The sequence below is a fragment of the Xanthobacter tagetidis genome (genome assembly GCF_003667445.1).
GTDB classification, from domain to species: domain Bacteria; phylum Pseudomonadota; class Alphaproteobacteria; order Rhizobiales; family Xanthobacteraceae; genus Xanthobacter; species Xanthobacter tagetidis.
Genome location: NZ_RCTF01000024.1, coordinates 19,178 through 37,755, shown reverse-complemented (window position 1 = coordinate 37,755; position 18,578 = coordinate 19,178). Strand labels below are relative to the sequence as shown.

The following is an 18,578-nucleotide window of genomic DNA, read 5'->3' as shown; positions in this document are numbered from 1 at the left end:
CTAAAAATTGACATACGACAAATGGCGGTGGCCGGCGCGATGGCAGCCGGCCGCCTTTCGATGTGGCGGCGCCTTCCGGCCGCGCACGGGCTCGAAATCACGCGGCGGCTCAACGCCGGACCTTCCGAGGACAGAGGAGAACTAGATGAAGACGCTCGCAGCGGCCGTAATGTCCTTCGCAATACTGGCATCGCCCGCGGCGCTGGCCCAGGAGAAGTGGCCGGCCAAGACCATCAAGCTGGTCGTCCCCTACGCGCCCGGCGGCTACACCGACCTCACCGGACGCATCACCGCCCGCTTCCTGGAGAAGGAGCTGGGCCAGACCGTGGTGGTGGAGAACAAGCCCGGCGCCGGCGGCATCGTCGGCACCGACCTCGTGGCGAAGTCGCCGGCGGACGGCTACACCTTCTGCGTCTGCAGCGTCGGCGCGGTCTCGGTCGCACCTGTGGCGCAGACCACCCAGTACAATCCGCTGAAGGACCTGGCGCCGATCTCCATCGTCAGCACCATCCCGCAGACGGTGATCGTCAACCCGAAGCTGCCGATCAAGACCATCCCCGAGCTGATCGCCTACGCCAAGGCCAACCCCGGCAAGCTGACCTACGGTTCGAGCGGCGCGGGCGGCCTGATGCACTATTCGGTGCAGCTGTTCGACGCCCGCACCGGCACCAAGATGCTGCACGTCCCCTTCAAGGGCGGCGCCCCCGCCACCGCCGCCGTGGTGGCCGGCGAGGTGGACCTCTCCTTCACCAACATGACCGACGCCCTGCCCCAGATGGAGGCCGGCACCGTGCGCGGCATCGCCGTCACCTCGGGCAAGCGCAGCCCGTTCACGCCCGATCTGCCCACCGTGGAAGAGACCGGCGTGAAGGACTTCTCGGTGGAATCCTGGAACGGCATCATCGCCCCTCCCGGCACCCCGAAGCCGGTGATCGAGCGCATGTCCGCCGCGCTGAAGAAGATGGCCGAGGACCCGGAGGTGAAGGAGGCGCTCGCCAAGATCGGCGCCACCCCGGTCTTCACCACCCCGGAGGAGTACCAGGCCGCCATCGCCAAGGAAGTGGCGCAGTGGACAGATCTCCTCAAGGAGATCAAGACCACCAAGAACTGATGCATCGCCGGCCCGCTCCTGCGGCGGGCCGGCAGCTTACGCGAAGGCGCGCCCCGCCTCGTCCGGCCGCCCGCGCCCCACGTCCCGACGGGCGTTCCCGCCGCCGGTCCGGCAGCATTGCGGCGCGCGAGGCCTGGAGAAGGACGATGAGGATCAAGCTGGTGCGCGGCGGGGTGGACTTCTGGTCCGGCCTGCTGCTGGTGGCCATCGCGAGTGCCGCGCTGTTCTACATTTCGAGCCTGGAGATCGGCACCGCTTTGGACATGGGGCCGGGCTACTTCCCGCTGATGATCGCCGCGGTGCTCGCCGTCATGGGCGCGGTCCTGGTGGTCAGGGGCCTCGCCGTGGAAGGCCCCGAGGTGCCGCCGATGAACCTGCGGGCGGGCGCGCTGATCCTCGGCTCGTTCCTCGTCTTCGCGCTGCTGCTCGACCGCTTCGGGCTGGTCGTCGCCATCCTCGCCCAGACCGTGGTCGCGAGCTTCGCCTCGCGTGAGAGCGTGCTGTGGCAGAGCGTGCTGTTCGGCGCCGCCATGGCGGCGGGCTCGGTGGCGCTGTTCATCTGGCTGCTCGGCCTGCCGGTGGAGGTGTGGCCATGATCGAGAGCCTTCAGCTGCTGGGCCACGGCTTCGCCGTCGTCCTCACCCTAGACAACCTGATGTTCTGCCTGATCGGCGCGCTGTTCGGCACGCTGATCGGCGTGCTGCCGGGGCTCGGTCCGGTGGCAACCATCTCGCTGCTGCTGCCGGCCACCTTCGCGCTTGAGCCGGTCGGCGCCATCATCATGCTGTCGGGCATCTATTACGGCGCCCAGTATGGCGGCTCCACCACCGCGATCCTGGTCAACATCCCGGGCGAATCCACCTCGGTGGTCACGGCCATCGACGGCTACCAGATGGCGCGGCAGGGCCGCGCCGGACAGGCGCTCGCCATCGCCGCCATCGGCTCGTTCATCGCCGGCTGCATCGGCACGCTGGTGATCGCCTTCGCCGGCCCGCCGCTGGCGCGCATGGCGCAGTCCTTCACCTCGCCGGACTATTTCTCGCTCATGGTGTTCGGCCTCGTCTCGGCGGTGGTGCTTGCCAACGGCTCGCTGTTCCGCGCCGTGGCGATGATCGTGCTCGGCCTCCTGTTCGGCATGATCGGCATGGACGTGAACACCGGCATGCCGCGCCTCACGGGCAACTTCATCGAGCTGTCCGACGGGGTGAGCTTCGTCGCCATCGCCCTCGGCCTGTTCGGCGTCGCCGAGGTGATCTGCAACCTGGAGCAGGACATCAGCCGGACCGTCACCAGCAGCAAGATCACCAACCTGTGGCCCTCGTTCGCGGTCATCCGCCAGGCCATGGGCGCGATCCTGCGCGGAACCGGACTCGGCACGGTGATGGGCGTGCTGCCCGGCGGCGGCGCCACCATGGCGTCGTTCTCCTCCTACGCGCTGGAAAAGAAGGTCTCCCGCACGCCCTCGCGCTTCGGCCGGGGGGCCATCGAGGGGGTCGCCGGTCCGGAATCGGCCAACAACGCTGCGGCCCAGACCTCGTTCATTCCGCTCCTGACCATGGGCCTGCCCACCAGCGCCACCATGGCGCTCATGGTCGGCGCGCTCACGCTGCACGGCATCGCGCCGGGGCCGAACGTCATCACGCGCCAGCCGGACCTGTTCTGGGGCCTCGTCGCCTCCATGTTCATCGGCAACGTGATGCTCATCATCATCAACCTGCCGATGATCGGGCTGTGGGTGCGCCTCCTGCGCCTGCCCTACCGCTTCCTGTTCCTGCTGATCGTCATCATCAGCTCGATCGGCGTCTATTCGGTCAGCAACTCGGTGTTCGACATCTATCTGATGATCGGCTTCGGCCTGCTCGGCTACCTGCTGCGCAAGCTCGATGCCGAGCCGGCGCCGATGCTGATGGGCTTCGTGCTGGGGCCGATGATCGAGGAGAACTTCCGGCGCAGCATGATCACCGGACGGGGCGACCCCATGGTGTTCCTGGAGCGCCCCATCAGCCTCGCCTTCCTGCTTCTCTCCCTTGCCCTGCTGATCTCCGTGGCGCTGCCCTTCATCCGCAAGCGGCGCGAGGAGATCTTCCAGGACGAGGAGGCATAACAACCACGAGGAAACGCCCCATGAGCTCCATCGAGCCCGTTCCCTGCTTCGTCGGCGGGGCCGAGGTGCCGCTCGGCGCCGGCTTCGACAAGCACGATCCCGCCACCGGCCAGCCCAATGCCCGCGTGGCGGAGGCGGACGCCGACCTCGTGGACGCCGCCGTTTCGGCCGCGCGCGCGGCGCTGCGCGGACCGTGGGGCCGCACCACGCCCGACCAGCGCATCGCCTTCCTCGAACGGCTCGCCGCTCACATGGAGGCGAACCTCGCTGCCATCGTCGCCGCGGAGATCGCCGATACCGGCAAGCCGGTCACGGTGACGACCAATATCGAAATCCCGCGCGCGATCGCCAATGTGCGGGCCTTCGCCGCGATCGCCCGGCAGGCGCCGGAAGAGACCTACGAGACGAAGGTCGCCGGCGGGAAGGCGCGCAACCGCGTGCTGCGCCATCCGGTGGGCGTGATCGGCATCGTCGCCCCGTGGAACCTGCCGCTGCTGCTGCTCACCTGGAAGGTGGCGCCGGCGCTCGCCTGCGGCAATACCATCGTCGTGAAGCCCTCCGAGCACTCGCCCCGCACCGCGCTCATGCTGGCGCGCATGGCCAAGGCCTGCGGCCTGCCGGACGGGGTGCTGAACGTGGTGCACGGCCACGGCACAAGCGCGGCGGGCCAGTTCCTCGTCTCCCATCCGGGCGTCGACGCGGTCTCCTTCACCGGGGAGACGCGCACGGGCGAAGCCATCATGCGCGCCGCCGCCGCCGGGCCGCGGCCGGTGTCGCTGGAGCTGGGCGGCAAGAATCCGGCGCTGATCTTCGCCGATTGCGACCTCGATGCCGCCATCGCCGGCACCGCGCGCTCCATGTTCGACAATTGCGGGCAGGTCTGCCTCACCACCGAGCGGGTGTTCGTCGAGCGCCCCATCTTCGAGCGCTTCGCGGCCGGCCTGGTCGCCGCCGCCAAGGCCCTCAAGCCAGGCGATCCGCGCGCGCCGGAGACGACGCTCGGCCCGGCCATCAGCGCGGTGCAGCGCGAGAAGGTGCTCGGCCTCTACGCCACGGCGAAGGCGGAGGGCGCGCAGGTGCTCGCCGGCGGCGGCGCGCTGGAGATGCCGGCCCCCTTCTCCCACGGCTATTGGGTCGAGCCCACGCTCTGGGCCGGCCTGCCGGACACGGCGGAAATCTGCCGCCGCGAGGTGTTCGGCCCGTGCGCGCACCTCTCCGTCTTCGACGACGAGGACGAGGTGGTCGCCCGGGCCAACGCCTCCGAGTTCGGCCTTGCCGCCACCGTCTGGAGCACCGACCCCGCCCGCGTGGAGCGGGTGGGCGCCGGGCTTGAGAGCGGCACGGTGTGGGCGAACTGCTGGCGCGTGCGCGACGAGCGCGCGCCGTTCGGCGGCTTCAAGCGCTCCGGCATCGGCCGCGAGGGCGGGGCGCGCTCGCTCGACTTCTATTCCGAGCTGAAGACGCTGTGCGTCTTCGAGCCGGCGGCGTGAGGACGGAGCCATGACGTCCTCGCCTGCCCCCTCCTCCGCCCCCTTGCGCTCGGGCGGCACGATTCTCGTGGACGGCCTGCGCATCCACGGCGCGGACCGCATCTTCGGCGTGCCGGGTGAGAGCGCGCTGCCGGTGTTCGATGCCTTGCGCGATGCCGCGCGCGGCGTACGCTTCATCGTGTGCCGCCACGAGGCGAACGCCGCCCACATGGCGGAAGCCGACGGCAAGCTCACCGGGCGCCCGGGCCTGTGCATCGTCAGCCGCGGGCCGGGCGCCATGCATGCGGCGGTGGGCGTGCATACGGCGTTCCAGGACTCGACGCCCTTCATCCTCATTATCGGCCAGGTGCCGCAGGCGCACCGGGGCCGCGAGGCGTTCCAGGAGATCGACTACAGCCGCACCTTCGCCGACATGGCGAAATGGGCGGCCGACATCCCGAGCGCCGACGCGATCCCGGAATATCTCAGCCGCGCCTTCCACGTCGCCACCCACGGCCGCCCCGGCCCGGTGGTGCTCTCGGTGGGCGAGGACGTGCTGAGCCAGATGAGCGCGGTGGCCGACGCCCCCGCCTTCAAGACCGTGTCCGCCGCGCCCACGCCGGCCGCCATGGCGCAGGTGCGCCAGATGCTCCAGGCGGCGCAGCGCCCGCTCATCATCGTCGGCGGCAGCGGCTGGACCGACGCAGCATCGGCCGACATCACCGCGTTCGCGCGCGCGAGCGACCTGCCCGTGGTGGCGGGCTTCCGCTCGCAGGACATCGTCTCGAACGAGGCGAGCGTCTATGTGGGCGACCTCAGCCTCGGCTCCAGCCGCGCTCTGACCCGGCGGGTGAAGGACGCCGATTTGCTGCTGGTGATCGGCGACCGCATCGGCGAGGTGACGAGCAAGGCCTATGACGCGCTGAAGGTGCCGGACCCGGACCAGGCGCTGATCCACGTCTTCCCCGGCGCGGAAGAGCTGGGGCGGGTCTACAATGCCGACCTGCCCATCCTCGCCGCGCCGCCGGAATTCGCCGCCGCGCTGCGGCAGATGGCGCCGCTCGATCCCGCGGGCTGGGCGGCCTGGCGCACCGAGGGCCGCGCGGCCTACGAGGCCTATCAGGTGCCGCCCGCGAAAACCGCAGGCTTCGACTACGCCAAGGTGATCCAGCACCTGCGGACGGCGCTGCCGGACGACGCCATCGTCACCAACGGCGCCGGCAACTACACCATCTGGCTGCACCGCTTCTTCCGCTATCGCACGCTGCGCACCCAGCTCGCCCCCAAGTCCGGCTGCATGGGCTACGGCCTGCCGGCGGCGATCGCGGCGAAGCTGCGCCATCCGGATCGCACGGTGGTCGCGCTTGCCGGCGACGGCTGCTTCCAGATGGCCTCGCCCGACTTCGCCACCGCCGTCCACCACAAGCTCGCGATCGTGGTGATCGTGGTGAACAACACCGCCTACGGCTCGATCCGCGCGCACCAGGAGCGGCAGTTTCCCGGCCGCGAGAGCGGCACCCGCCTCACCAATCCGAGCTTCGCCGACATCGCCCGCGCCTATGGCGCGCACGGCGAGCGCGTCGCGGCGGACGCGGATTTCCCCGCCGCGCTGGAGCGGGCGCTTGCGGCCGGCGGGCCGGCGCTGATCGAGATCAGCCTGCCGCCCAACCAGCTCACGCCCGACATGATCATCTGACATGCTTTCGGGGCGGCCTTTGCCCCAGGCCTCGGGATGCCGGTATGCTGCCCGCTCCGGCCGGCGGGCGGGCGTCCTTTGCCCCACCCGCCGCACCGGTTCCGCGCAGAACGGGCTTGTCCCTCCCGCGCGGGACCGGACGAACAGCGGCAGTCCGTCGACGTCCTGAAGGACGCCCCGGCCAAGCCGCGCGCCGGTGGGAGCGGACGGTCAGGGACGGAAGCGGATCAGCATGAGCACGTTGCAGCCGCCGGCACCGGGCGAAGACACGGAACTCCTGCGCCCCCACGGGCGGCCGCTCACGCGCACCCGCCTGCCCTCCACCATGAGCCTGATCGTGTTCGAGGCCGTGGCGCGCCATCTCAGCTTCACCCGCGCCGGCATCGAGCTGAATCTCAGCCAGACCGCGGTGAGCCACCAGATCCGCAAGATGGAGGAGATGCTCGGCATCCGCCTGTTCGACCGCACCGGCAACAATGTGAAGCTGACCGACGTCGCCGCGGAATATCTCCAGACCGTGCGCCAGTCCCTGATCGCCCTGTCCGCCGCCACCGACCGCGCCGCCGAGAGCAACGATGAGAACGTGCTCACCATCCAGTGCCTCGGCACCTTCGCCATCAAGCGCCTGATCCCCGCTCTGCCGCGCTTCCGCGCGCTCTACCCGTCGATCGCGCTGAAGCTGATGACGGTGCAGGCCTTCCATCCGCTGGGGCCGCACGGCTTCGATATCGGCATCTGGCACGGCGACGGCGACTGGCCGGCGCTCAGCGCCGAGAAGCTCGGCGAGGAGGAGATCTTCCCGGTCTGCAGCCCCGCCTTGCGCGACGCCGAACGGCTGCGCGTGCCGGACGACCTCGCCGGCAAGACCATCATCCGCACCAGTTCCACCATCCTGTCCGACGACTGGCCATTCTGGCTCGATCATGCGGGCATCCCGGACATCGCGTTCGGGCTCGAATTCACCAGCGACTATCTCGTGACCTCCATGCAGGCGGCGATGGACGGGCTCGGCATCGCGCTCGCCCTCTCCGGGGTGGTGGCCGACGACCTCAAGAGCGGGCGGCTGGTGGAGCCGTTCTCGATTCGCGCGCCGTCGAAGGCCGCCTATTTCGTCGTCTCGCCGCCGGGCGCGTCCAAGCTGCGCAAGGCCCAGCTGTTCCGGCAATGGGTGCTGGACACGCTCGCCGACTGAGCCGCCTTCGCCGCCGCCGGGCGGTCCCGGTCTTCCCATTTTCGGCTTCCCCGCGCGGTCCGGCGCCCCGGCGGACCCGTCGGCGGCGCGCCGTGAGCTGCGCTCAAATCTCGGAAAAACATACGATTTTTGCACTGCAATATAGCTAATCGTCAAAATAATATATTTTTTCCCTTGATCGGCACATTCCAGCGCGCCATGCTCCTTTCATCGAGGGAGGCGCCCATGAGCAAGCGGCCGACAAAGGCTGCGCCGGAGGCGAAAGTCGCAAAGCCTGCAAAGGTCGGCGGAAGCCACGCGGACGCGATCTATCGCTATCTGGAGCAGGAGATCGTCTCCGGCCGCCTCCAGCCGGGCGAGAAGCTCGATGACGTCGCGCTGGCCGAGCGCTTCGGCGTGTCCAAGACGCCCATCCGCGAGGCGATCCTCCAGCTCACGGCCATCGACTTCGTGCAGGTGCGCCAGCGCGTCGGCGCCATCGTCGCGCCGCTCTCGCTCCAGCGCATGGTGCAGATGTTCGAGGTGATGGCGACGCTGGAGGCCATGTGCGCCGGCCTTGCCGCCGCCCGCATGACCAGCGCCGAGCGCGAACTGCTGGAGCACGCTCTGGCCTGCTGCCAGCGCCACAGCCAGGGCGACAGCGAAGAGGCCTGCAAGGACTACACGGAAGCCAATTTCAACTTCCACGAGATCGTCTATCGCGGCAGCCACAACGACTATCTGTGCGAGCAGGCGAGCCATCTGCGCAAGCGCCTCGCGCCCTACCGCCGCTTCTGGCTCACCACGCCGTCGCGCATGCGCAAGTCGTGTGGCGAGCACGAGCAGGTGGCCAGGGCGATCCTCGGCTTCGACGAACCGGAGGCCGAGCGCGCGATGAAGGCGCACCTGACGATGCAGACCGACCTCGTCTCCATCCTCCTGGAGCAGCTTCCGCCCTCCTACCTCACCGTCATCAAGTAATCCCAGCCCCGTCCAGGTGACCTCTTGAGCACATCCGCGCCCGCCGCGCCCCTGCCGCTCGCCGGCATGAGGGTCCTCGACCTCACCCGCGCCCTCGCGGGACCGTTCTGCACCATGATCCTCGGCGACCTCGGCGCCGACGTCATCAAGGTGGAGCCGGCCCCCGCGGGTGATATGAGCCGCGCCTGGGGCCCCTTCGACCACGGCGAGAGCGTCTATTACCTGTCCGCGAACCGCAACAAGCGCGCCATCGGCGTGGAGTTCCGCTCCGAGGCCGGCCGGCAGCTGCTGCGCCGCATGGCGCTCGCGAGCGACGTGGTGATCGAGAACTTCAAGCCCGGCACGCTCAAGGCCATGGGCCTCGATCCCGAGGCGCTGAAGGCCGAGAAGCCCGACCTCATCGTCGCCAGCATCAGCGGCTTCGGCCCGGACGGCCCGCTCGGCGACCGGCCCGGCTTCGACCAGATCGCCCAGGGCTATGCCGGGTTCATGAGCATCACCGGCATGCCCGGCTCGGCGCCGACGCGCGTCGGCACCGCCATCGGCGACCTGACGGCGGGCATGTGGACCGTGATCGGCGTGCTGGCCGCCTGGATCGAGCGCGGCCGCACCGGACGGGGCCAGACCGTGGAGACCTCGCTTCTGGCGAGCCTCGTCGGGCTCCTGAGCGTGCAGGGCCAGCGCTATCTGAGCGTGGGCGAAATTCCCGGCCCGGCCGGCTCGGCCCACCCGGTGATCGCGCCCTACGGCGTGTTCCGCGCCGGCGACGGCGACCTCAATATCGGCGCCGCTACCCAGGAAATGTGGCTGCGCCTGTGCGACATCATCGGCGCGCCGGAACTCAAGTCCGATGCCCGCTTCCTCGACAATGCCGGCCGCATGGCGAACCGCGGGGCGCTCGAAGACCTGATCGAGGCGAAGCTCGCCGCCGGCTCGCGCCACCACTGGACCGAGCAATTGGTGGCCGCCGGCATTCCCGCCGGCCCGATCAACGACCTGGAAGGCGTGTTCGCCGAGCCTCAGGTCGCACATGCGCGCCTGGTCGAGACCGTGCAGCACCCGGATGTCGGGCCGCTGCGCCAGGTGGTGAGCCCGGTGGGGCTCGGCGCCCTGGCCGGAAGCTGCGTGCGGCGCCCGCCGCCGCGCTTCGGCGAGCACACCGACGAGGTGCTGCGCGACTGCGGCCTCACCGACGCCGAGATCGCCGGCCTGCGCGACCTCAAGGCGATCGCCTGATCCCGCCGCAGATGCGCGGCACGAACGACGAGAGGGCCTGCCGCAAGAGCAGGTCGAACACGGAGGAGACGCCGATGAAGACCACGTTCCGGGCGGCAGCAGTCGCCCTCGCCATGGCTGCGGGCCTGACTGCGGGCCTGACCGCCGGACTGACCGCCGCCGCGGCCCAGACCGTCGAGCTGAAGCTCACCCACCAGTGGAAGCAGGGCACCGACGGCCGCGACCGCGCCGCCCGCGAGTTCGTGAAGGAGGTGCAGAAGCGCGACCCCTCCATCAAGTTCCGGATCTATCCCGGCTCCTCGCTGATCTCGAACCCGATCCAGCAGGTGGACGCGCTCCAGCAGGGCACCATCGAGATGTCGGTGTTCCCGCTGATCTACGGCGTCGGCAAGGTGCCGGAATTCTCGGCCACGATCCTGCCCGGCGCGGTGGGGAACGTCGCCAACGCCGCCAAGCTCAAGGGCGGCGCCTTCCACCAGAAGGTTCAGGAGGTGGCCGAGGCCAACGGCCTGCACATCCTGACCTGGTGGTGGACCGAAGGCGGCTTCGCCAACCGGGTGCGGCCCATCACCGGCCCCGAGTCCGTGAAGGGCCTCAAGATGCGCGGTGCCGACAAGACCGTCGACCTGATGCTGTCGGCCGCCGGCGCCTCGGTGTTCTCCATGCCCTCCACCGAGCTCTACAACGCGGTGCAGACCGGCGTGCTGGACGGGCTCATGACCTCGTTCGAGACCCTGCTTTCCACCCGCCTCTACGAGCAGACCAAGTTCGCCACCATCGGCGGCGACTATTCCGTGTTCATGGTGCTCCAGCCGCTGGTGATCTCGAAGTCCGCCTGGGACAAGCTCACGCCTGCCCAGCAGAAGGCCTTCGAGGAAGCCGCCGCGATCACCGACGCCTCCTTCCTCGCCGAGCAGCTGGAGGTGGGCCAGAAGACGGTCGAAACCTTCAAGAAGGCGGGGGCCGAGGTGCGCCAGATGACCAAGGCCGAATACGACGCCTGGATCGCGATCGCCCAGAAGACCTCCTGGACCGCGTTCGAGGCCGTGAGCCCGCGCGCCAAGGAAATCGTCACCATCCTGCGCGCCCAAGCCAACTGACGCCGTGCGGGCCGGCTGCGCGTCCGCGCGGCCGGCCCATGCGCGGGAGGGAGTTCCCATGGAAACATTCGCTCGTCTCGTCGACCGGGCCGGAACCGTGATGGCCGGCGCCGCGGCCCTGTGCCTGCTCGGCGCCATCCTGGCGGTGTCCTGGATGGTGTTCTGGCGCGCCATCGGCGGCGTCAACAGCTGGGAGCTGGAGACCAGCATCTATCTCGCGGTGGCGGCGGTGTTCCTGGCCTCGCCGTTCACGCTGCGCACCAACGGCCATATCGGCATGGAGCTGCTGGACGCGACCCTGTCGGACGGCGCGCGCCGCAAGCTCGCTCTGGTCGGCAACGTGCTCGGCTTCGTCGTGTGCGCCTATCTCGCTTATGTCGGCCTGGAGCTGACGCTGCGCGCCTACGCCTCGGGCGAGAAGGTGCTCGGCGTGTGGACCCCCTATCTCTGGCCCAAATACGCCACCATGCCGCTCGGCCTGGGCGTGACGGCCCTGCAATACATCGTCGCCATCGCCCGCCTGCGGCAGCCCGGCCCTGCCGCTGCCGAGGCCGCGAGCGAAGCCCCCGGAGGCGTGTCATGAGCGAGATGGAAATCGGCGCCCTGCTGCTGGTCGCCACCATCGTGGTCCTGTGCTCGGGTGTCTCCATCGCCTTCGGCCTCGCCGCCGTCGCCATCGCCTTCCTGGCGATCTTCGGCGGCCCCGACGCGCTGAGTGCGATCCCCGAGACCTTCATGTCCGAGCTGTCGTCCTTCGCCTTGCTCACGGTGCCCATGTTCGTGGTGCTGGGGGCGGCCATCGGCCTGTCGCGGGCGGGGACGGACCTCTATGAGAGCCTGCACCGCTGGCTCTACCGCCTGCCCGGCGGCCTCGTGATCGCCAACATCTTCGCCTGCGGCCTGTTCTCGGCCCTGTGCGGATCGAGCCCCGCGACCGCCGCGGCCATCGGCAAGGTCGGCATTCCCGAGATGCTGCGCCGGGGCGTGCCGCGCGCGCTCGCGGCCGGCTCCATCGCCGCCGGCGGCACGCTCGGCATCCTGATCCCGCCCTCCATCACCTTCATCATCTACGGGCTGGTGACGGAAACCTCCATCGCCCGCCTGTTCCTGGCGGGCGTGGTGCCGGGCATCCTCCTGGTGCTGATCTTCTCCGCCTATGCCTGGCTCGCCAGCTGGCGCGCGGCGCGCGGGGTGCCGCTGGCGGAGCATTTCTCGCTGAAGCAGAAGATGGAGGGCATCGGCCGCGTCCTGCCCTTCCTCGGCATCATCGTGGCCGTCACGGTCTTCATGTACGGCGGCATCGCCACCCCGTCGGAGGTGGCCGGCGTCGCCGCGCTGATGGCGCTCATGATGGTGATGATCGTCTACCGCACGCGCCTGCCGCAGCTCTGGCTCATCCTGGTCAGCTCCACCCGCGAAACCTCGATGATCCTGATGATCATCGCCGCGGCGGCGCTGTTCTCCTTCATGATGAGCTACCTCTACATCACCCAGACGCTCGCGGAATGGATGGTGGGGCTCGACCTCGGCAAATGGGGCCTGATCCTGGTCATCAACCTGTTCCTGCTGGTGGTGGGCTGCTTCCTGCCGCCGGTGGCGATCATCCTCATGAGCATGCCGGTGCTGGCGCCGGTGCTCGCCACCGGGGACGTGGACCTGATCTGGTTCGGCGTCATCCTCACCATCAACCTGGAGATCGGCCTCATCACGCCGCCGGTGGGCATGAACCTGTTCGTGATCCGCGGCGTGGCGCCGAGCATCCCGGCCACGGACGTTCTGTGGGGATCGCTTCCCTTCGTGGCGCTGATGGCCGGGTTCATCGTGCTGATGTGCATCTTTCCCGGCATCGCCACGGGCCTGCCGGATCTGCTTCTGGGGGTTGGACGATGACCATGGAAACCGCAGCCGGCGCGATCCGCGTCGAGGAACACGGCGAGATCGCCCGGGTGGTGATCGAGAACGCCGCGCGCCACAATGCGCTGACGGTGGAGATGTGGGACGCGCTCGAAAGCGCGGTCCGCCGGCTGGTGGCCGCGGGCACGGCGCGCTGCCTCGTCATCGCCGGTGCCGGAGAGAACTTCGCCGCCGGCGCCGACATCAGCGAGTTCGAGCGCGAGCGCTCGAACCGGGCGCAGGTGACGCACTATCACGAGAACCGGGTACGCCCGACGCTCGACGCCATCCTGTCGGCGCCCATGCCGACGGTGGCGATGATCCGCGGCTCGTGCATGGGCGGCGGGCTGGAGATCGCCGCCATGTGCGACATCCGCCTCGCCGCCGCCGATGCGCGCTTCGGCGTGCCCATCAACCGCATGGGCTTTCCCATGGCGCTGGGCGAGACCGAGCTGCTGTTCAAGTTCTTCGGCCGCGGCGTGGTGTCGGAGCTGCTGCTGGAGGGGCGCATCTTCGATGCCGCCGAGGCGCTCCAGCGCGGCATCGTCCAGCGCGTGATCGCACCCGAGGCGCTGGAGGAGGAGGCCATGGCCACCGCCGGGCGCATCGCCGCCGCCTCCCCCTTCGCCCAGCGGCGCAACAAGGAACAGCTCCTGCGCCTGCTGCGCGACTGGTCGCCGGTGACGCGCGACGAGCGCGAGGCCCATTACGACTTCGCCGACACCCGCGACTACCGGGCCGGCTACGAGGCGTTCCTCGCCAAGCGGCGCCCGCAGTTCACCGGCACCTGAAGGTGTTCTGCAGCGGTTCCGCGCGCGCCTCGGCGCGGCGGGACCGGGCGGGACGGGATTTGGGGAGATCTGGCGGGATTTGGAGAGATTTGGGGGGAATTCAGCCGCGTCCTGGATCAGGGATCGGCGCCCTCCCCCTCGGTGCCGATCTTCTCCAGATGGGCGACGATCTCCGCGCCGCTGCGCATGGCGAGGTCGCGGAACGCCTTCTCCGCCCGCTCCGCGTCGCCCGCGAGCAGCGGCTCGACCAGCGCCCGATGCCGGTCCAGCAGCGATCCCATGGGCAGGATGAGCCGGTTCGACGAGGCGATGTAGAGCCGCACCTGGTTGGCGATCAGGTCGTAGTGCTCGGCCAGCCGGCGGTTGCCGGAGAGGGTGACCACCGTCCTGTGGAAGGCCATGTCGGCCGCCACCAGAGCTTCCCAGTCGCCGCCGCCGCACGCCACTTCAAGCGCCGAAAATGCGTCCTCGATCGTCTTGCGCCCGCCGGCATCCATGCGCTCGGCGGCAAGCCGCGCCGCGAGCGCTTCGAGGCTTGAGCGCAGCGTTGCGAGGTCCCAGGCGTCCTGCGGCGTGAGGCTCGTGACCTCCCAGCCGGAATAGGGCCGCTGCACCACCAGCCCCTCCGACACCAGCCGGTGCAAGGCCGCCCGCACCGTGCCGCGGGACAACTGGAACTGCTCCGCCAGCCGAATCTCGGTCAGCCGCGCGCCCGGAGCGATCTGCCCGCTCGTGATGGCGTTGCGCAGGCTGTCGGCCGCCGCCCGGTCGAGGCTCTGCTTCTTGGGACGCTCCAGGGCACCGATTCCGCTCATTTTTTGGCTGCTCGACGATCAGATTATGGGCTTGACCAACTTCATAGCAGATGGTCCACTTCGGTCAATTGTTGACAATCACCAATCTACCAAACCCCGCTACCGCCCACCAAGGCTGACCCTTCATGACCGCACCCAATCGAGCCCGAACATCTCTCGCCCCAGGGCGCGGCGGCGCGGCGCGCCGCGTGGTCGGCGCGCTCGACCGCGTCGTCTTCGCCGCGAACCGTTGGGCCATGATCGTGGCGCTGGGCACCATGGCGGTGCTGGTCTTCGTGGCGGTGATGCTGCGCTACCTCACCAACGAGGCGCTGGTCTGGGGCGAGGAGCTGAGCCGCTACGTCATGGTCTGGCTCGCCTTCCTGGGCATCGGCCCGGTGCTGCGGGTCGGCGGCCATGTGGCGGTGGATTCGCTCGTCGCCGGCCTGTCCCCCCGGCTGCAACGGCTGGGGCGGGCCTTGGTGGTGCTGCTGGTAGCCGGCTCCACGCTCTGGCTGCTGGTCGCCGGCTGGGACTACACGGCGCGATCCTGGTTCCAGACCACGCCGGTCCTTCGCATCCCCTTCGCCATCGTGGCGCTCGCCGCACCCGTCGGCTTCGCCCTCACCCTCTGGCACCTCGCCATGATGGCAGCCGGCTTCGTGACGCACGGCACGTTCGAAGCCTCGGACGACCTGTCGCCGGACCAGGCGCCGACGTCATGATCACGCTCACGCTGTTCGCCGGGCTGACCGCCTTGCTGCTGGTGGGCGTGCCCATCGGCTTCGGGCTCGCCATCGCCACGCTCGCCGGCGTCGCCGAGGCGGGGCTCACACCCATCGTCGTCGTGCAGAAGATGGTGGCGGGGCTCGATTCCTTCCCGCTCATGGCGATTCCGTTCTTCCTGCTGGCGGCGGAACTGATGTCGAGCGGCTCGCTCTCGGAAGTGCTGCTGCGGTTTGCCTCGCTGTTCGTCGGCCACAAGCGCGGCGGGCTCGGCTACACCAACATCCTCACCATCACCTTCTTCTCCGGCATTTCCGGCTCGGCGGTGGCCGACGCGGCGGGTCCCGGCTCCCTGCTGATCCGCATGATGCGCCGCTCGGGCTATCCGCCGGCCTATGCGGCGGCGGTCACGGCGGCGGCCTCTCTGGTGGGGCCCATCATCCCGCCCTCGATCATCATGATCCTCTATGCACTCCAGGACGACGGCGTATCGGTGCCGCGCCTGTTCCTCGCCGGCATCCTGCCGGGGCTTCTGATCTCGGGCGCGCTGATCGGCTACAACGCCTATGCGAGCCACAAGCGGAACTTCCGCGCCGACGGTGTGCGGCCCGGCTGGCGCGAAGCCGCGCGGGCCACCTGGCGCGCCATCCCGGCGCTGATCCTGCCGGCGCTGATCGTGGTGGGCGTGCATTCCGGCGCCTTCACGCCCACGGAAGCGTCCGTGGTGGCGGTGTTCTACGGGCTGGCGTGCGGGATGTTCGTCTACCGCACGCTCACGCCCGCCATGCTGCCCGGCATCCTCGCCCGCTCGGCCTACATGACGGCGGCGGTGCTGCTGATCATCGCCGCCTCCATGGCCTTCTCCTGGCTGCTCACCTTCGCCCAGGCGCCGCAGGCGCTCAGCCAGTGGATCGGCTCGCTCGGACTGTCGCCCATCGCCTTCCTGCTGGCGGTGAACGTGTTCCTTCTGATCTTCGGCATCTTCATCGAGCCGCTGCCGGGCGTGCTGGTGCTCGCCCCGATCCTGGCGCCCATGGCGGCGGCGCTCGGCATCGACCCCACGCACTTCGCAATCGTCGTGATCGTCAACCTCAACCTCGGGATGATCACGCCACCGGTGGGAAGCCTGCTTGCGGTCACGGGGCTCATCGCACGGGTGCCCATGTCGCAGCTCAACCGGGAGATCTACCCGATCCTGGCGCTGCAGCTCGTCGTCCTCGCGCTCATCACCCTCGTTCCCGCCGTCAGCCTGATCCTGCCCGACGCGTTCGGCGCCAAGTGAACGCGCCGCAGACCGGCCCCGCGGCCCAATAGAAGGAGAACACCCGTGACCCTCGCCCAGCCCGCCACGTTCGCCCGCACCCCCGCATCCGCGGCGGGCCGGATCGTGAAGGCGGAATGCATCCTCGTGTCCGTGCCGTTCCAGGCGGACGTGAAGCTCGTCTGGGGCTTCACCGGCGGCGGGAAGAACACCTTCGACACGCTGCTCGTGCGGCTGGAGACCGACACCGGCCTGGTCGGCTGGGGCGAGGCCTTCTCGCGCGCGGAGGACGTGGCGCTGCGCAGCCTCGTCGAGACCCGCATCTTCCCCCTCATCATGGGCGAGGACGCCGCCGCGATCTCGAAGATCAAGTTCAAGCTGGAGTTCGGGCTGCAGAATTTCGGCCGCGTCGGCCCCACCATGTATGCCATCTCGGCGGTGGACATCGCCTTGTGGGACATCGCCGCCAAGGCCGCCAGCCAGCCGCTGGTGAACCTCCTGGGCGGTCCGTTCGCCCGCGAGGTCGAGGTCTATGCCAGCCTGCTGCGCTATGAGAGCGAGGACGGGATCGCGCGCGCGGTGCGCGAGGCGATCGGGCGCGGCTATCGCCACATCAAGCTGCACGACATCACCTATCCGCTGATCGCCGCGGCCTGCGAGGCGGCGGCGGGCGAGGCGACGGTGATGCTCGACGTCAACTGCCCCTGGTCGGTGGCCGAGGCGCTGGCGATGGACGCGCGCATCGCCCATCTCGGCCTCACGTGGCTGGAAGAGCCGATCTGGCCTCCGGACGACTATCGCGGCCTCGCCCGCGTGCGCGCCCAGGGCAACCACCGCATCGCCGCCGGCGAGAATGCCGGCTCGCTGCACGATTTCGTCGCCATGGCCGATGCCGGCGCCATCGATATCGCGCAGCCGGACGTGGCGAAGACCGGCGGCGTCACCGAACTCCTGAAGATCGCCGCCTTCTGCGCCGCGAGCGCCATCGAGTTCGTGCCGCATTGCGCGCTCTTCGGGCCGGGGCAGATCGCCACCGTCCACATCAACGCCGCCCAGCGCACGGTGCCGCTGCTGGAACGCCTCTACTGCGATTTCGAGGCGGAGATCTATGGCGGCGCGACGCTGCCGGTCGGCGGCCGGGTCGAGGTGCCGCACGCCGCCGGGCTCGGCATCGAGCCCGACATGGCGGTCGTCGACCGATACCGCATTGCCTGACCTGACTCTACCCGAAGTGAACCCACGCGAACCGCGGAGAGACCCATGAAGACCTGGATGATCGCAGCCGCCCTGCTGCTCGGCGCGGCCGCGCCCGCCTCGGCGCAGACGACGCTGAAATATACGTTCGTCAACCCCATGAACAGCCATTTCGGCGCCGCCGCCACCGCCTTCAAGGAGACGGTGGAGAAGGAATCCGGCGGCAAGATCAAGGTAGACATCTTCCCCGGCGGCGCGCTGGGCGGCGAGCGCGAGATCGTCGAGAGCCTCCAGCTCGGCACCATCGACATGGCCATGACGAGCACCTCCGTGGTGGCCAATTTCGTGCCCGAGCTGCTGGTGTTCGACATCCCCTTCATCTTCCGCGACACCGCCCATGCGCGCGCCGTGGTGGACGGGCAGATCGGCCAGGACATCCTCGCCAAGGTCAAAGACAAGGGCGTCATCGGCCTCGGCTATGGCGAGAACGGCTTCCGCCATCTCACCAACAACAAGCGCGCCGTTGAAACGCCCGCCGACCTCTCCGGCCTTACCATCCGGACGATGGAGAACCCGATCCACATCACCGCGTTCAAGGAACTGGGCGCGCGCCCGACGCCCATCGCCTGGCCGGAGCTCTACGCGGCGCTTCAGCAGGGCGTCGTGGACGGCGAGGAGAACCCGCTGTCCAACATCCTCACCGCCAAGCTCTACCAGGTGCAGAAATACTTGACGCTCACCGGCCACGTCTATGCGCCGACCCTGGTGATGATCTCTCCGGCGGCGTGGAACAAGCTCACCCCCGACCAGCAGAAGATCCTGAAGGACGCCGTGGCCAAGGCCATCGTCGCCCAGCGCAAGGCGGTCGAGGAGCTGGAGGCGAATGCGGTGAAGACCTTGAAGGATCAGGGCATGCAGGTGGAGGCCAAGGTGGACAACGCCCAGTTCTCCGCCAAGCTCGCGCCGGCCTATGCCCAGTTCTCCAAGCAGTTCGGGCAGAAGACGCTGGACGCGATCCGCGACACCAAGTGAGCCGAACCTGGAGCAAAAG

The 18,578-nt window shown here is 69.2% G+C and carries 17 protein-coding genes; 16 read left to right on the top strand and 1 reads right to left on the bottom strand.

Annotated features, from left to right (window positions below; translation table 11 throughout):
- Positions 1-145 precede the first annotated feature (145 nt).
- From D9R14_RS21065 to D9R14_RS21010, 12 genes are all read left to right on the top strand, one after another.
- The gene (locus D9R14_RS21065; protein WP_121625333.1) at positions 146-1,111 is read left to right on the top strand and encodes a Bug family tripartite tricarboxylate transporter substrate binding protein; all 966 of its coding nucleotides are present in this window, start codon (positions 146-148) and stop codon (positions 1,109-1,111) included.
- Positions 1,112-1,257: 146 nt separating this feature from the next.
- On the top strand, positions 1,258-1,707 hold the full coding sequence (locus D9R14_RS21060) for a tripartite tricarboxylate transporter TctB family protein (protein WP_170168698.1): 450 nt from the start codon (positions 1,258-1,260) through the stop codon (positions 1,705-1,707).
- The gene (locus tag D9R14_RS21055) at positions 1,704-3,215 is read left to right on the top strand and encodes a tripartite tricarboxylate transporter permease (RefSeq protein WP_121625331.1); all 1,512 of its coding nucleotides are present in this window, start codon (positions 1,704-1,706) and stop codon (positions 3,213-3,215) included. Before D9R14_RS21060 ends, D9R14_RS21055 begins: the two co-directional genes overlap by 4 nt.
- A 20-nt stretch (positions 3,216-3,235) precedes the next feature.
- Positions 3,236-4,705 carry an aldehyde dehydrogenase family protein gene (locus D9R14_RS21050; protein WP_210210895.1) on the top strand — a complete coding sequence of 490 codons (1,470 nt, stop codon included), beginning with the start codon at positions 3,236-3,238 and terminating at the stop codon, positions 4,703-4,705.
- Positions 4,706-4,715: 10 nt separating this feature from the next.
- A complete protein-coding gene (locus tag D9R14_RS21045; protein WP_121625330.1) occupies positions 4,716-6,380 on the top strand; it encodes a thiamine pyrophosphate-binding protein in 1,665 nt (554 codons plus the stop codon).
- A 232-nt stretch (positions 6,381-6,612) separates the two neighbouring features.
- Positions 6,613-7,572, top strand: coding sequence for a LysR substrate-binding domain-containing protein (locus tag D9R14_RS21040; protein WP_121625329.1), 960 nt, complete (start codon positions 6,613-6,615; stop codon positions 7,570-7,572).
- A gap of 225 nt (positions 7,573-7,797) precedes the next feature.
- Positions 7,798-8,532: a GntR family transcriptional regulator gene (locus tag D9R14_RS21035; RefSeq protein ID WP_170168697.1), complete on the top strand. Its 735-nt coding sequence runs from the start codon at positions 7,798-7,800 to the stop codon at positions 8,530-8,532.
- A 24-nt stretch (positions 8,533-8,556) separates the two neighbouring features.
- Positions 8,557-9,768 carry a CaiB/BaiF CoA transferase family protein gene (locus D9R14_RS21030; RefSeq protein ID WP_210210894.1) on the top strand — a complete coding sequence of 404 codons (1,212 nt, stop codon included), beginning with the start codon at positions 8,557-8,559 and terminating at the stop codon, positions 9,766-9,768.
- Positions 9,769-9,842: 74 nt separating this feature from the next.
- Complete coding sequence (gene dctP, locus D9R14_RS21025; protein ID WP_170168696.1) at positions 9,843-10,868, top strand: TRAP transporter substrate-binding protein DctP; 1,026 nt, start codon at positions 9,843-9,845, stop codon at positions 10,866-10,868.
- Positions 10,869-10,926: 58 nt separating this feature from the next.
- Positions 10,927-11,451 carry a TRAP transporter small permease subunit gene (locus D9R14_RS21020; RefSeq protein ID WP_121625326.1) on the top strand — a complete coding sequence of 175 codons (525 nt, stop codon included), beginning with the start codon at positions 10,927-10,929 and terminating at the stop codon, positions 11,449-11,451.
- On the top strand, positions 11,448-12,758 hold the full coding sequence (locus tag D9R14_RS21015; RefSeq protein ID WP_121625325.1) for a TRAP transporter large permease: 1,311 nt from the start codon (positions 11,448-11,450) through the stop codon (positions 12,756-12,758). The genes D9R14_RS21020 and D9R14_RS21015 overlap by 4 nt, the downstream gene beginning before the upstream one ends.
- Before the next feature lie 2 nt (positions 12,759-12,760).
- On the top strand, positions 12,761-13,552 hold the full coding sequence (locus D9R14_RS21010) for an enoyl-CoA hydratase/isomerase family protein (protein ID WP_121625324.1): 792 nt from the start codon (positions 12,761-12,763) through the stop codon (positions 13,550-13,552).
- 116 nt (positions 13,553-13,668) lie between these two features.
- Here D9R14_RS21010 and D9R14_RS21005 read toward each other — a convergent pair whose 3' ends face one another.
- Complete coding sequence (locus tag D9R14_RS21005; RefSeq protein WP_121625323.1) at positions 13,669-14,367, bottom strand: GntR family transcriptional regulator; 699 nt, start codon at positions 14,365-14,367, stop codon at positions 13,669-13,671.
- Positions 14,368-14,492: 125 nt separating this feature from the next.
- Between D9R14_RS21005 and D9R14_RS21000 the strand changes: the two genes are divergently transcribed.
- From D9R14_RS21000 to D9R14_RS20985, 4 genes are read left to right on the top strand one after another with little or no spacing between them, the layout of a single operon-like run.
- Positions 14,493-15,071, top strand: a complete 579-nt coding sequence (locus tag D9R14_RS21000; protein ID WP_121625322.1) for a TRAP transporter small permease — start codon at positions 14,493-14,495, stop codon at positions 15,069-15,071.
- The gene (locus tag D9R14_RS20995; protein WP_121625321.1) at positions 15,068-16,354 is read left to right on the top strand and encodes a TRAP transporter large permease; all 1,287 of its coding nucleotides are present in this window, start codon (positions 15,068-15,070) and stop codon (positions 16,352-16,354) included. Before D9R14_RS21000 ends, D9R14_RS20995 begins: the two co-directional genes overlap by 4 nt.
- A 45-nt stretch (positions 16,355-16,399) precedes the next feature.
- Entirely contained in the window at positions 16,400-17,548 is a 1,149-nt protein-coding gene (locus tag D9R14_RS20990; RefSeq protein WP_121625320.1) for a mandelate racemase/muconate lactonizing enzyme family protein, read from the top strand.
- A gap of 45 nt (positions 17,549-17,593) precedes the next feature.
- Positions 17,594-18,559 (top strand): TRAP transporter substrate-binding protein, encoded by a 966-nt coding sequence (locus D9R14_RS20985; protein ID WP_121625319.1) that lies wholly within the window; start codon positions 17,594-17,596, stop codon positions 18,557-18,559.
- Positions 18,560-18,578: the final 19 nt, after the last annotated feature.

Coding starts and splice junctions, on each gene's coding strand:
- D9R14_RS21065 (WP_121625333.1), top strand. CDS start 146: ATGAAGACGCTCGCAGCGGCCGTAATGTCCTTCGCAATACTGGCATCG.
- D9R14_RS21060 (WP_170168698.1), top strand. CDS start 1,258: ATGAGGATCAAGCTGGTGCGCGGCGGGGTGGACTTCTGGTCCGGCCTG.
- D9R14_RS21055 (WP_121625331.1), top strand. CDS start 1,704: ATGATCGAGAGCCTTCAGCTGCTGGGCCACGGCTTCGCCGTCGTCCTC.
- D9R14_RS21050 (WP_210210895.1), top strand. CDS start 3,236: ATGAGCTCCATCGAGCCCGTTCCCTGCTTCGTCGGCGGGGCCGAGGTG.
- D9R14_RS21045 (WP_121625330.1), top strand. CDS start 4,716: ATGACGTCCTCGCCTGCCCCCTCCTCCGCCCCCTTGCGCTCGGGCGGC.
- D9R14_RS21040 (WP_121625329.1), top strand. CDS start 6,613: ATGAGCACGTTGCAGCCGCCGGCACCGGGCGAAGACACGGAACTCCTG.
- D9R14_RS21035 (WP_170168697.1), top strand. CDS start 7,798: ATGAGCAAGCGGCCGACAAAGGCTGCGCCGGAGGCGAAAGTCGCAAAG.
- dctP (WP_170168696.1), top strand. CDS start 9,843: ATGAAGACCACGTTCCGGGCGGCAGCAGTCGCCCTCGCCATGGCTGCG.
- D9R14_RS21020 (WP_121625326.1), top strand. CDS start 10,927: ATGGAAACATTCGCTCGTCTCGTCGACCGGGCCGGAACCGTGATGGCC.
- D9R14_RS21015 (WP_121625325.1), top strand. CDS start 11,448: ATGAGCGAGATGGAAATCGGCGCCCTGCTGCTGGTCGCCACCATCGTG.
- D9R14_RS21010 (WP_121625324.1), top strand. CDS start 12,761: ATGGAAACCGCAGCCGGCGCGATCCGCGTCGAGGAACACGGCGAGATC.
- D9R14_RS21005 (WP_121625323.1), bottom strand. CDS start 14,367: ATGAGCGGAATCGGTGCCCTGGAGCGTCCCAAGAAGCAGAGCCTCGAC.
- D9R14_RS21000 (WP_121625322.1), top strand. CDS start 14,493: ATGACCGCACCCAATCGAGCCCGAACATCTCTCGCCCCAGGGCGCGGC.
- D9R14_RS20995 (WP_121625321.1), top strand. CDS start 15,068: ATGATCACGCTCACGCTGTTCGCCGGGCTGACCGCCTTGCTGCTGGTG.
- D9R14_RS20985 (WP_121625319.1), top strand. CDS start 17,594: ATGAAGACCTGGATGATCGCAGCCGCCCTGCTGCTCGGCGCGGCCGCG.